This window comes from Flavobacterium limnophilum (genome assembly GCF_027111315.2).
GTDB classification, from domain to species: Bacteria; Bacteroidota; Bacteroidia; order Flavobacteriales; family Flavobacteriaceae; genus Flavobacterium; species Flavobacterium limnophilum.
The window spans coordinates 1,743,830-1,757,513 of record NZ_CP114289.2 but is presented as its reverse complement, the minus strand read 5'-3'; the positions used below and the strand labels follow the sequence as shown (position 1 = coordinate 1,757,513).

General features: G+C 38.8%; 11 protein-coding genes. 2 read left to right on the top strand and 9 right to left on the bottom strand.

What is annotated here, in order from left to right; all coding sequences use genetic code 11:
* Nucleotides 1-215 precede the first annotated feature (215 nt).
* From OZP13_RS07235 to OZP13_RS07205, 7 genes are all read right to left on the bottom strand, one after another.
* Nucleotides 216-680: a nuclear transport factor 2 family protein gene (locus OZP13_RS07235; protein ID WP_281299174.1), complete on the bottom strand. Its 465-nt coding sequence runs from the start codon at nucleotides 678-680 to the stop codon at nucleotides 216-218.
* 169 nt (nucleotides 681-849) lie between these two features.
* Nucleotides 850-1,911 carry a class I fructose-bisphosphate aldolase gene (locus OZP13_RS07230; protein ID WP_281299173.1) on the bottom strand — a complete coding sequence of 354 codons (1,062 nt, stop codon included), beginning with the start codon at nucleotides 1,909-1,911 and terminating at the stop codon, nucleotides 850-852.
* A 44-nt stretch (nucleotides 1,912-1,955) separates the two neighbouring features.
* Nucleotides 1,956-3,053: an alkene reductase gene (locus OZP13_RS07225; RefSeq protein ID WP_281299172.1), complete on the bottom strand. Its 1,098-nt coding sequence runs from the start codon at nucleotides 3,051-3,053 to the stop codon at nucleotides 1,956-1,958.
* A gap of 85 nt (nucleotides 3,054-3,138) precedes the next feature.
* Nucleotides 3,139-3,813: a peptidoglycan DD-metalloendopeptidase family protein gene (locus tag OZP13_RS07220; RefSeq protein WP_281299171.1), complete on the bottom strand. Its 675-nt coding sequence runs from the start codon at nucleotides 3,811-3,813 to the stop codon at nucleotides 3,139-3,141.
* A gap of 204 nt (nucleotides 3,814-4,017) precedes the next feature.
* Nucleotides 4,018-5,808 carry a chloride channel protein gene (locus OZP13_RS07215; protein WP_281299170.1) on the bottom strand — a complete coding sequence of 597 codons (1,791 nt, stop codon included), beginning with the start codon at nucleotides 5,806-5,808 and terminating at the stop codon, nucleotides 4,018-4,020.
* Nucleotides 5,809-5,849: 41 nt separating this feature from the next.
* On the bottom strand, nucleotides 5,850-6,518 hold the full coding sequence (locus OZP13_RS07210) for a DNA alkylation repair protein (protein WP_269243201.1): 669 nt from the start codon (nucleotides 6,516-6,518) through the stop codon (nucleotides 5,850-5,852).
* A 17-nt stretch (nucleotides 6,519-6,535) separates the two neighbouring features.
* Nucleotides 6,536-7,120, bottom strand: coding sequence for an acyl carrier protein phosphodiesterase (locus tag OZP13_RS07205; protein ID WP_281299169.1), 585 nt, complete (start codon nucleotides 7,118-7,120; stop codon nucleotides 6,536-6,538).
* Between the two features lie 93 nt (nucleotides 7,121-7,213).
* On the opposite strand from OZP13_RS07205, the gene glmM reads away from it, so the two are divergent.
* Both glmM and OZP13_RS07195 read left to right on the top strand, forming a co-directional pair.
* A complete protein-coding gene (gene glmM, locus OZP13_RS07200) occupies nucleotides 7,214-8,608 on the top strand; it encodes a phosphoglucosamine mutase (RefSeq protein WP_281299168.1) in 1,395 nt (464 codons plus the stop codon).
* A 205-nt stretch (nucleotides 8,609-8,813) separates the two neighbouring features.
* Complete coding sequence (locus tag OZP13_RS07195) at nucleotides 8,814-11,831, top strand: LamG-like jellyroll fold domain-containing protein (RefSeq protein ID WP_281299167.1); 3,018 nt, start codon at nucleotides 8,814-8,816, stop codon at nucleotides 11,829-11,831.
* Between the two features lie 484 nt (nucleotides 11,832-12,315).
* On the opposite strand, the gene OZP13_RS07190 is transcribed toward OZP13_RS07195, so the two are convergent.
* On the bottom strand, nucleotides 12,316-12,705 hold the full coding sequence (locus tag OZP13_RS07190) for a DUF1398 domain-containing protein (RefSeq protein ID WP_281299166.1): 390 nt from the start codon (nucleotides 12,703-12,705) through the stop codon (nucleotides 12,316-12,318).
* 20 nt (nucleotides 12,706-12,725) lie between these two features.
* Nucleotides 12,726-13,160 (bottom strand): acyl-CoA thioesterase, encoded by a 435-nt coding sequence (locus tag OZP13_RS07185; protein WP_281299165.1) that lies wholly within the window; start codon nucleotides 13,158-13,160, stop codon nucleotides 12,726-12,728.
* Nucleotides 13,161-13,684 lie beyond the last annotated feature (524 nt).

The following is a 13,684-nucleotide window of genomic DNA, read 5'->3' as shown; positions in this document are numbered from 1 at the left end:
TGGAATTCAAATTCTAGTATAGTTTTAAGGTATCCAATTGTGATTGTCTGTTTGTCTGATTTTTTGTATTGATAATAACACTCAAATTTAACTAAATAATTACATTAATTACGCAGAAACGTTAATATATGGCGATTTCTTGATGGACATCATTTGATTTTTTGTCAATCTAAGTTGTTTTTGGACAGATTTGAGATTAATTAAAGCAGTTCTTTTTATTTTTTGTACTTTTTTAAAGCTGAAAGAGCCTGAGCCTGAATTTTTTTTTGCATATATCCGGTCCAACCAAAAACGAATCCTTTCCAACCAAAAGCTTGTTTGGCCCATTTCCAAATGTCAAAATCGTCGGTATGTTTTATGATTAATCCATCTTGAAACTGAAACTGTGCATAAATTGAATTGACAACTTTCCTGTTGGTTTTACTGAAATTGTAGGTGGCTACCCAGCGTGCAGAACCTTTGTAGTCGTCTGCTTTTATTTCAGAGAAGTCGATTTTTATGGTTCCTTTACTTTTTTCCAGCAGCATTGTCCACATTTTACAAACGTCATCGTGCTTTAACAATCCAAATACGGGATCACGGAATTTAATGTTGGGATGATAATATTCGCACATTTGATCGGCATTCCCATTAGAAAAGGCGGTGTAGAATTTGGTGAGAGTTTCTTCGTTTGTTGTCATTTCAAAAAAAGTTAGAAGTAAAAATAATATTTTTTTTCTATTTTTTGTAAGAAATGCTTTTTTTCTGTGGTTAAATTCGGTTAAAAGATGCTAATCTATTTGATTTCAATGAAATACAGTGTTGAATGTTGAAAATGGATAATTTACCAATGAATTTTTTTAAAGCGACTTATGCAATCGTAATTTCTTCGGACAAATAAATTTCCTGCACCGCATTTATAAGTTTCACGCCTTCGTTAAAGGGGCGTTGAAAGGCTTTTCGACCCATAATCATTCCAGCTCCACCGGCTCGTTTATTAATCACGGCGGTTTTTATGGCTTCGGCCAAATCAGTTTCGCCTTTGGATTCGCCTCCTGAATTGATCATGCCAATGCGTCCCGAAAAACAATTGATTACTTGATACCGACATAAATCAATGGGATGGTCGCTGGCTAATTTGGTGTACATGTCTGGGTTTGTTTTGCCAAATTTCAGGGTTGTAAAACCTCTGTTGTTGGTGGGTAGTTTTTGCTTGATAATATCTGCCTGGAGGGAAACGCCCAAATAATTGGCCTGACCCGTGATGTCGGCGGCCGTGTTGTAGTCGATGCCGTTGTTTATGAAGGCGTCATTTCTGGAATAACACCAAAGTATGGTCGCCATTCCCAGATTATGGGCTTCCTCAAAAGCGTTTGCCACTTCTATCATTTGCCGGCCAGATTCGGCAGAGCCAAAATAAACCGTCGCTCCCACGGCCACGGCACCCATATTCCAAGCATCTTTGACACTCGCAAACATGATTTGATCGTGTTTATTGGGGAAAGTCAAGAGTTCGTTATGGTTGATTTTGACCACAAACGGAATTTTATGCGCATATTTTCTGGAGAGCACCGCCATTCCGCCCATAGTCGATGCAACGGCATTGCAACCCGCTTCAAGGCCTAATTTTATGATGTTTTCAGGGTCAAAATAAATGGGATTTGGCGAAAAAGAACTTCCCGCAGTATGTTCAATTCCTTGATCTACGGGCAAAATGGAAAGATAGCCAGTGTTCGAAAGTCTGCCGTTTTGGTATATTTGGTTTAAACTCCGAATCGTCTGCGCATTGCGGTTGCTTTGCAAAAAAACAGTATCGATATGCGATGAATTTGGCCAATGAATTTGATCTTTCGGGATGGTTTCACAAACATGATTCAGCAAAGGGTCTTTTTCATTCCCTAACAAAGCCAACAATTGGGATATATCTTTCATCTCAAGCCTAGTTTAAAAAGGGTTTTGTTACATTGCTTTCAAGATTATTTGTTCAAGTCTTTATAAAATGGATAGTCGGTATATCCTTTTTCAGCAGCGGCATAGAATAAGTCCATATCAAGATCTTGTGACAAAGGCCAATTGTTTTGAAATCTTTCGACAAGATCGGGATTGTTTATAAATGGGCGTCCAAATGCCACTAGGTCGGCAAGGCCGCTTTCGATGTCTGTTTCGGCACTTTCCTTGTTGTAACCGCCGCAAAGAATCAGGGTATTTTTAAAATTACTGCGTATCAGTTTTTTGATTTCCAAAGGTACCGCCGGCGCTCCCATGGCCGAGTGATCTACAAGGTGGATGTGGGAAATGTCTAGTTTGTTGAGTTCTTGGGACAAGTAATCGTATGTGGCATCGATTTCGGGATAATGCGGCATGTCGCTCGCCACGCCATAAGGCGACAACCGAATTCCCGTATTTTCCTTGCCAATGGCTTGTGCAACGGCAGTTGCCACCTCGATCACGAATCGACACCGATTTTCGATACTTCCGCCGTAATTGTCTTTGCGGATGTTGCTTATTGGAGAAAGAAATTCTTCCAAAAGATAACCATTGGCCGAATGTAGTTCGACACCGTCAAACCCGGCAAGCAAGGCATTTTTTGCAGCCTCGACAAATTCTGTCTTGGTTTGCACTAGGTCTTGAGGGCTCATTTCTTTCGGAACAACAAAATCCTGCAATCCTTTTGAGTCTGTCCACATTTGTCCGGCCGCTTTTACTGCCGAAGGAGCAAGTATCTGCGTTCCTACCTGCATATTCAGCGGATGGCTTATCCTTCCGGAATGCATCAATTGAACAATTATTTTGCCGCCATTTTCATGTACTCCATCAGTTGTTTTTTTCCAGCCTTTCACTTGATCGGCATTAAAAATTCCAGGAATTCGTGCATATCCAAGTCCATTGGGTGACGGTGAGGTGCCTTCGGTTATGATTAGTCCTGCACCTGAACGTTGTTTGTAATATTCCGCCATAAGTGCGTTTGGAATATTGCCAATTGCCCTGCATCTGGTCATGGGTGCCATGACAATTCGATTTTTTAACTGCAGGGAATCAATTTTAATGGGTGTAAATAACTTGTATGTCTCCATTTTTTTATATTGTAAAAAGTTGACATAAAGATAGTTAATATTAATTATTTGTGTTTGTTTTTTTATCCCGAATTACTTCTTTTGTTTATATTTTCAACAACAAGTTTGGATCAGGGCAATTTTCCAAATAATAATCCAGCTCATTTATGCTGCAAACACCCGGATAATCGCCTGAATAATCTTTTATGTCCTTGATGATTTGAAAATGTAAGTGTGGAGCATACCCGCCATTTACTGACGAATTTCCCAAATAGGCCATCTTTTGTCCTTTCTTGAAAGGAGTTCCAATTTCAAGGTTTTCGATGCTTTCAAGAGATAAATGGCCGTACAAAGTGTAAAAAGTTTGATTTTCGATGGAATGTTTCAAAATAATTGTTGGGCCATAATTTCCTTTCCCGGCATTAAAATCAAAACCATGAACTGTTCCGTCAAGTGCTGCCAATATTGGGGTTCCCGCTTTTATCCACAAATCCATCCCAATGTGAATGTTCCGTTCCTCGTTTTCCTCGTCATTGAAAAGTGGACTTGATTGGTATAGATTTCGCACTTCATTATAACCGCCAAAAGCTACTTTTGCTTCGTTTTTTTGAAGATGATTTTCGATAAATACTTCAAATGCTTGAGAATTGGATAAATCTATTTTGGATAAATCAGCATTAGAATTGGATAAATCTATGGGAGTATATTTTGAATAAGGAATGGAGTCATCAATGACTTTTATGTGGTCGAGTCGTGAAAAAAGGTTTTCTAAAGTGGACATAATTGGCAAAAAAATTAAGGTTTAATCTATGGGATGTAATTAGTTTATTTTGAACAAAAATAATGAAACCCAAGAGTATGGCAAGAGTATGGCAAGAGTATGGATAAAGCGTATATATAGTAACTATATAGTAACTGTATAGTAACTGTATAGTAACTGTATAGTAACTATATAGCGACCCTGAAACACTTCTTCCCTTTATATTTATTCTATCGTCATTGATTTCAGCTTGGTTCGATAAGCTTCAAGCGCTTTTGATTTGGAAATAAAACCATGATATTTTCCGTTTTTGAGCACGGGCAAAAAGGCAGCTTTGGCTTTTTCGAACTTGTTCATCACGATTTCCATACTGTCGGTGGGGTAAATAATGTCGACGGGTGTTCTCATTACTTCTTTTACCAAAGTATATTTTACTCGATATTGATTGAAAATAATCTCCCTGATATCGTTGAAATGAACCACGCCGAGCATATTGTTCTCCTTGTCCACCACGGCGAAAATCACTTGATTGGAATGCGAAATCAAGTCAACCAATTTCTCGAGGTTTTCATCGGGTGAAACGGTCAAATAATCCGTTTGAATGATTTTATTGGTATCCAAGGTCGAAAGAATATTGGCATCTTTGTTGCTAGTGAACACGTTTCCTTTTCGAGCCAAATTTTTCACGTCTATCGAATGTTTTTCAAAACGTTTTGAAATGGTAAAACTAATGGAAGCGACAATCATTAACGGAATCATCAAGTCGTAACCCCCCGTTATTTCGGCAATTAAAAATATTGCGGTTAATGGGGCGTGAAACAATCCGCTGAGAATTCCCGCCATTCCCACCAAAGTGAAATTGCTGACAGGCAACTTGGTAAGCCCTGTTAAATTTAAAAACTTGGCAAAGAAGAAACCTGCGTAGGAACCCAAAAACAGCGAAGGAGCGAAGTTTCCTCCATTTCCACCGCTTCCCATGGTAATTCCGGAGGCAAATACTTTGAGCATCATCGTCAAACCAATGAATAGCAAAAGTACCCAACTGTTGTTTCTAAAATCACTAAAAATGGTGTTCTCAAGTAGTTGTCCAGGATCATTTTCAGACAAGGTTTTGATACTTTCATATCCTTCACCAAAAAGAGTTGGGAAGACAAAAATTAACAAAGCCAATAGGGAAGCTCCAAAAAAGGCTTTTTTGTAAGGTGATAGTTTAAGATGATGAAAAATATATTCCACCCTTTGAAAATTTCTCGAATAATAAACCGAAATAAGTCCGGTGAACAATCCAAGCATGATATAGTAGGCAATATTGTGATAATCGAAATTTTGTTGTTGTTTGAAAGACAATAAAATGGTTTCGTCCAAAGCAATTTTGGAAACCAGCGCTCCAGTCGCGGCAGCAATCATGATGGGCGTAAAGGCGGAAATGCTCACATCAACCAACAACACTTCGATGGCAAACAAAACGCCAGCGATTGGCGCATTGAAAGCGGCGGCAATTCCGGCGGCAACGCCACAACCAATGAGAAGCGTTCGGTCTTTATAGCCTAATTTATACCGTTGGGCATAATTGGAGCCAAAAGCGGCACCCGTAATCACGATGGGGCTTTCCAATCCTGCCGAACCTCCCAAACCTACCGTAAGGGAACTTGTTGCAATTTGGGCATACATTTGTTTTCGGGGAATGATGCTGGCTTTTTTGGCAACGGCATACAAAATCTGTGAGGTTCCCTTTTCTATCGTTCCGCCCAGAAATCTTTTGACAACAAAAACGGTAAGCAAAATACCAATAACCGGAAACATTGCTTTTATGAATCCATATTTAAAAATGCTGATATTGGTGATGTAAGTGGCAAAAGTGAAAATCTTGTGGGCAAATGTTTTAAGGATAATTACCGCAAATGCCGATGAAATACCCACCACCACGCTTGACAAAAAGATGAACTGTTTGTTCGATATTTTGTCTTGCGACCAAGCTATCCCGTTTTCAAGTTTGTAGAGGTATTTTTTGAACATTTTGTTTTTTTAAGAGAATGCAAAATTAACCTATTTGGAAATCAAAGAATGTTTTTTAACGCTTCTTTTTTGCTTAAAGGCTTTAAATTATTGTTAACCACAAAGTTCCTTACCGCTTCGGGATTTGATTTTGCATATTCCCGCAATGCCCAGCCAATGGCTTTTTGGATGAAAAACTCATTGGAATTTTTATGTTTTTCGCATTCGGATTTCAATAGGTCAAAATTGGTTTTTTGTTTGTAGCCCAATTGAAAAAGAATGGCGCTTCGGTTGAGCCACATATTTTCGGAATTGGAAAAACGTTCAATTACTTTTTTGGTTTCCAATGGGTATTCGAGTAAATAGTCACCTAAAATATATTTGGCAATCGTGTCCACGCTGTCCCACCAAGAGTTGGTAATTATTAGTTTTTCAATCAGTTGAATATCGTCTTTTTTGTAATTTCCCTTGAGTTCTTTTATCAGGATTTCGATGGCACAATACTGTAATTCACGTTCTTTTTTATTGAAAAGCTCCAATGCAATTGCTCTTGGATTTTCAGAAACTTCTTGCTGGTTTTCTTTCCAAATTTCTTTGAAAATTCGTCTTCTATCTTCTGTTTTTATTCCAAAAAAGGAAAAAAGATTCCGCATGTATTTTGCCATTGCCAAAGCATTTTCTGCATTGCATTTTTCTTGAAAAGCGGTTTCTAAATCATTGATGAAAGCCATAAATCCGTTGGTTTGATTTATAAGGTTTGTATTTTCTCTTTCGAATGAGCCTTTAATTCTTCGAAAAAATAGTTGAATTCCTGTTCGAAATCGGAGTAGTAAGTTCTCAATTCCGCAACTGAAAACCGCATATTCGAATCGCGTTTCATTCGGTTGTCCATTTTGACCAAAACGTTTTCTATTCCCTCAATGGTTTGGTAACTCAATAACCAATTGTGGTCTATCATGTAAGGCATCATCTTCTGGGTCTTTGGAGTCAAATCATTGTAATTGTCTCTCAGGGATTGGTAAAAACGTTCCGAATAATCTTCCAATCTTTCATCCGAATAATTGCTCCAGTTTTTTGCCAAAAAATGGTCGTAAAAAATATCCACGATGATGCCGGAATAGTGATGGTAATTGGCGTGCAGTCGTTTGGTACTTTGTCGAAAAATAGGATGTGCATCCGTAAAAGTGTCTATGGCACGGTGCAGAATGATTCCTTTTTGAATTTCCAATGAAAAAGTGTCAAAGTTTTTCCCATGAATGCCGTCGGCCATAAAATTGCCGATTTTCATCAAATCATTGTCTCCTGAAAGGTATATGTGGGCTAGAAAATTCATTCGACCAAATTAGGGATTTTTAAATGACTATTATAAACGACCAATTATTATATTTGTCGTTCGTAAATATAAAATCTAATATCATAAATAGAAATGACTTTAATAAAATCTATATCAGGAATTCGAGGAACCATTGGCGGAAAAGTTGGAGACAACCTGACTCCGGTTGATGCCGTGAAATTTGCTGCGGCTTACGGAACTTGGTTGAAAAACAGCGTGGGCAAGGACAACAAGAATTTAAAGGTTGTCGTGGGACGCGATGCCAGAATTTCGGGACCAATGATTCATAATTTGGTGGTAAATACCTTGGTGGGTTTGGGAATCGACGTGGTTGATTTGGGACTTTCGACAACGCCTACTGTTGAAGTGGCCGTTCCTTTGGAAAGTGCCGACGGTGGAATTATTCTGACCGCTTCCCATAATCCAAAACAATGGAATGCCTTGAAATTATTGAATGAAAAAGGAGAATTCCTGAACGGTATCGAAGGAGAGAAAATCCTTCAAATTGCCGAAGCCGAAGCATTCGATTTTTCGGATGTGGACAGTTTGGGCGAAATTGTTGAAAATGATGCTTATATGGATATTCATATCGATGAAGTTTTGAACTTGCCTTTGGTGGATATTGAAGCCGTGAAAGCAGCCCAATTCAAGGTTGTTGTGGACGGAGTAAATTCATCCGGAGGAATTATTATCCCTAAATTATTGGAACTAATGGGCGTTGAAGTCGTGAAATTATATTGCGAACCCAACGGTCATTTTCCCCATAATCCAGAACCTTTGAAAGAACATTTAACGGATATTTCAGAATTGGTTGTCGAAGAAAAAGCGCATTTGGGTATTGTGGTTGATCCAGACGTGGATCGTTTGGCATTCATATGCGAAGACGGTGAAATGTTTGGCGAAGAATATACTTTGGTGGCTTGCGCCGATTATGTGCTGGGTAAAACTCCTGGAAATACCGTTTCGAATATGTCTTCTTCCCGTGCTTTGCGTGACGTGACGAATTCGCATAACGGAAGTTATGAAGCCAGCGCGGTAGGCGAGGTGAACGTGGTGGAATTGATGAAGAAAAACAATGCCATCATTGGTGGCGAAGGAAACGGTGGAATTATTTATCCTGAATTGCATTACGGTCGCGACAGTTTGGTGGGTGTGGCTTTGTTCTTGACACATTTGGCCAACAAAAAAATGAGCGTTTCCGCTTTGAGAGCTTCCTATCCGGAATATTACATGAGCAAAAACAAAATTGAATTGACGCCACAAATTGATGTGGATGCTATTCTAGTTGCGATGACCGAAAAATACAAAAATGAAGACATCACGACAATTGACGGCGTGAAAATTGACTTTGCCGAAAACTGGGTTCACCTTCGCAAATCGAATACGGAGCCAATCATTCGAATTTATACCGAAGCGGCTTCACAAGAAAAAGCCGATGCTTTGGCCTTGCGAATTATTGATGAAATAAAAGCAATAGCCGGCATCTAAAAAGTTGTCTTTTTTAAATACAAAATCCTTTCAGAGAAGTTTCTTTGAAAGGATTTTTTATTTAATGGACTTGTTTAGGGTGTTGATTGTTAAGTAGTGTATTTAAAATAAAGAAGTACAGGACAGTACAGGACAGACCCTCCCTGTTATATAATTAAATTAGCGATAACTATATTAACCAATAACCAAATTACAACTAATTTTTATGAAACAAAAATCCATTACATTACAGTATCTATTCAAAATTTTTATGATTTTAGGGTTGATGATTCCTTTTGGGGAATTGGAAGCACAAACATTGGCATTTCCGGAAGCCACGGGTTTTGGTAGATACACCACGGGAGCAAGAGGTGCTGCCAATCCCCAGATTTATTTGGTAACCAATTTGAATGACAGCGGTGCGGGTTCGTTTCGTGATGCCGTTAGTCAACCGGGTCGATTTGTGATATTTAAGGTTGGAGGGATTATTAATCTAAGCTCGGCAATTGCAGTCGCTGCCAACACAACTATTGCTGGACAAACGGCAACTGGCGAAGGGATTGTACTTTTGGGTAAAGTGTCATTTTCTGGATCAAGTAACACTATAGCAAGGTATTTTCGTATTCGTTATGGAGATAATACCCAAAATCAAGATGCCTCGGGTGTGTCAAATGGTGCCAACATCATTCTGGACCACATGACTTTTACTTGGGGAACAGATGAAGTTTTCTCCATCAACTGGGACGGTAAAGGAGTGAGTCCTGACAATATAACGCTTCAGAATTGTATCATAGGACAGGGGTTGCACCGACACAATCACTCTGCCGGAGGATTAATGCAACCATCAAATGGTGGCAAGATTAGTTTAATCGGGAATTTATACATCTGCAATAAAACACGAAACAATAAGGTAAAAGGGATTAACGAGTTTGTAAACAACGTGGTTTACAATTGGGGTAATTATGGGAATACCTATGGCCATGTCGAATCTGGAGATGCCTATATTATGGGAGGAGATTCGGCAGGACGTTCAGATGTAAACATTATCAATAATTATTTTATTGGAGGTCCCAATACAAGTACTACTATTTCTACGCCTTTTAACAGGGGGAGTCAAGAGTTTTATTTATACGGATCCGGTAATTATTTTGACAACAATAGAGATGGAGTGTTGAATGGTACTTTGGTTCCTGAAGATATAACAGGATATCCAATTTATGATGCATCGACCATTTTGTCGGCACCGAATGATTATCCGATGAAAAACCCGGTCTTGTCCGCTCAAGCCGCTTATGACAAAATCTTGTTAAGCGTTGGTGCCTCTTATCCAACACGTGATCAGGTTGATAATTTGATGATTTCGGATTTGAATTCTAAAGGAACAACTGCTGCTTACGTGTATGATCGAAGCAGTTTTGCAAAACAATTTGGTTTCATAAACAATGGTGCCGGTCATGTTTATGGCGCACCGGCTCCTTTGGATACGGACAACGATGGTATGCCCGATGCTTGGGAAGATGCCAATGGATTGGATAAAAACCTGGCCGATGCCTTGGCGGTAAGCACAACACATGCACCTTATTTGAATATCGAAGTCTACATAAATGGATTAACTAACCAAACACCTCCGGATTTTATTATTCCACCAACAAACGTGAATTTTACCAGTGTAGTTTCGACTGAAGTTCCTGAGGCTAGTTCTTTGACAATTAATTGGATTGATAGTGCTACCAACGAAACCAATTATGTCTTGGAACGTTCCACTGATGGTACTAATTTTACGGCGATTGCCACGCTTGGTGCTAATGTCACCAGTTATAATGAAACTGCTTTAACTCCAAACACCCTGTATTATTATCAGGTAAAAGCAATCAATGCCACAGCATCATCCGTTTATAATTCAGCATCGATAACTACACCGCCAATTCCATCGTTGCCAACCAAGGCAACGACACCTAATCCAAGTTCAGGATTTACTTTTGTTCAGTTGAATGGGGGGAATTTAACAGTGAAATGGTTGGGTAGTGCAAACACGACAACTTATGCTGTTTATTTTGGCACTGATCCTTTAAACTTGAGCAAGTTGGCAGATGTGGCTTATGTTGCCGCTCCATCGTATCTGCTTACAGGTTTAAGTCCAGCCATTACTTACTATTGGAGGATTGATGCCACCAATGCCAAAGGAACAACGACTGGCGATGTATGGAATTTTCGTGCCTTGACTCCAGAACTTGTGGGGCATTGGCCATTTAACGAGGTTGCGGGCGAGGGTCAACAAATTGCGGATATTTCAAGTTATGCCAATAATGGCCAAATAGATGCCTCTTTTGATAATGCAGCTGTTAGGGTATCTGGAAAGACAATACCCGGAAAGACAAACAATGCTTTAGATTTTGTAACATTATTGCCTAACAAGCTTATGGTAAGCATTCCAAATCAAGACCAACTTTTTTTGGATAAAAATTCTTTTACTGTTTCATTTTGGATGAAGGCAGATGCTAGTTTAATACCAGGCACAGGAATAAGTTCTTATATATTGTGCAAAGGCTCGATGACAAAAAATGCTGTAACAGGTGCAACAGGAAGAAGATTTAATGTAGAAGTTAAAGGCACTGCATTTCGATTTGCCATAGATGATGATAAAAATAAAACAGAACTTACGTCATCATTTGCCACCAATAAATATTATACTGGAGATTGGGTACATGTGGTTATTATGAGAGATCTTGCAGCAAACAAGTTAAGAATATATACGAATGGTGCTTTGACTGGTGAGGCGAATGATGCAACAGGAACATCGGTGGGTATTGGTGAACCAACTGATTTGGTAATTGGCAATATCGGGGCACTTGAGTTGTTTGCCAATACTACTCCAGCGCCTTACAAAGGATTGATTGACGAGCTTAAAATTTTCAATTATGCATTAACTGCTGCGGATGTAACGAACACATTTACCCAAACCTTTTTGGGTAATGAAAAATTCAGTCAAAACAAAAATAGGGGTACTGTATATCCCAATCCGGTAAAAGACCAGATTTTCATCACTATTCCTAGCTACAAATCAGCTACTGCAACGGCTACTTTGAGTGACATAACCGGAAAAATTATCCTTAAAGAAAGAATTGTTTCAGATGCCAATGGACTTTTTTCTTTGAATATTGCCAATAAAAAAATATCTGGAATTTATATTCTAAATGTTTCTGGAGAAAATTTGAACAGTAATTTTAAAATTGTGGCAGAATAAAATTTAACTGTATTCAAGAGGTACAAAAGGCTTTTAATTATGAAGTAATAGTTCTCTTGAAATCTATTCTAAATTATACAGCAAAAGACCGTTACATTAATTTGTAGCGGTTTTTTTTTATCTAGAGATTGTTTGTTTTGATCCATAGGGCAAATTAAGGAGAAGTTTAAAAAGGATGTTTACTTTTACTAAGGACCATTATTTTGAGATAGTTCCAGCATATCAAAACCAAAACTTATTACTAATATATAGCTGGACGTGAGAAAAATAATTGCAATTTTAGCAATAGGCTTTGTTCTATTTGCTTCCTGTTCGAAAATGGAGGAAAATAAAAACCACCAATTTTAAACAAAAACCCCTTTCCAAGTAGAAGTTGGAAAGGGGTTTTGTTTTTTTAAGAAGTTTTTTATTGTTGCGTCTCGAAAGCACTTTACGATTTATTAGATAAATCCCGCTTTGACCGTGGCCTGTTTATAAAAAAAATCTAGGCCGGGATTTTTTCAATCAGGACTGGTGCGTTTGATTGGTCAAAATAGGTGCAGGTCATTTCGATGATGTTTACGCTCCATTTGGCAATGCCGCATTGTGCCGCTTGATTGCAAAAAGTCAGGTAATCGGTTTGGCCTTCTTGGTGCATTACCAAGAATTCGATGAAGCGCTCTTTGTTGGCCGTTGGTGCAATAGCAATGCTGTTGTATGTTTTAGTTGCCGCAACCCTATAATTATCTGCACCAAAATATTCTTCGTGGCCATCGTTGACAAAGATGTCATAACCATGTACACCTAATGCAATTAAATCTTGAATGTAAACCGGGAAGTCGGCACCGGATTTTACCTTGGAATGCAATTCTTTTATTTGGGCAATCGTGAACATATTAGCTGTGTTTGGGTTAATTATAAAGCCGTAAAAGTAGTTGTTTTCGGGAAAACATTTAACGCATCCACCACAATTTGGGGAGTGGGAGAGGCCAGTTTGCGGAGTTTGGTATCCATCCAAGCGCCATCTACCGTGATGACGGCACACAAGACATCGTCTCTATACAATTCGTGAACAATGGAATAACGGGACGCATCTTCATTCATTTTTGCCATTTTGGTTTGCATCGTTATCTCGTCGGCGAGGTGGATTTCCTTTCGGAAAACACATTCTTCCCGAAACAATACGGGGCCAAAGTGTTCTTTTTGCATTACTTTCAGAGTTAATCCCAGTTGTTCGAGGATTTCGATACGGTGTTGCGCTCCAAAATCATAATATACACTGTGACGCACGTGAAAATTGGGATCTAAATCTGCCCAGCGAAAGGAGAGTTGTTTGCTAAATGTAGCCATTGGGGTTTTGTTTTTTATGTTTTTTTGAAGGCTAAAATTAAGAATAATAGTTGGAATCACATAAAAATATGCCGGTTGAAGTCTCCCAATTCGGTGTGCTTTTAAAGAACACTTCGGGTAATGGGAGCCTTAAATTTGCCTATTAAATTATTCGCATTGTTATATTAACACCATTTATAGACCCTATTTTAGGGTACCACAGCCTAGGCTTTGAGTGGGAGTTGAGTAGGCTTTGAGTGGGACAGGGTATAAATTTTATTTTAATTTTATGTCAGTTACAGACTGATAAACGCATCCTCAAAGTCGGAGGCTTTGCGGAGTGGGGCTAAGTAATTCATTCGACTAAAATAAGGATTTTAATCTAAATTATGCAGACCTAACAGGTTTTTAAAATCGGTTAGGTCTAACTTCAATAACGATCCTTCGGGACGTCCGAAAGTTTGTTGCCCCCTAGCAATACCCTTTCGGGGATGTCCGAAAGCTTGTTTCACCCTAGCAATGACTTTTCGGATGAAAAACATTAG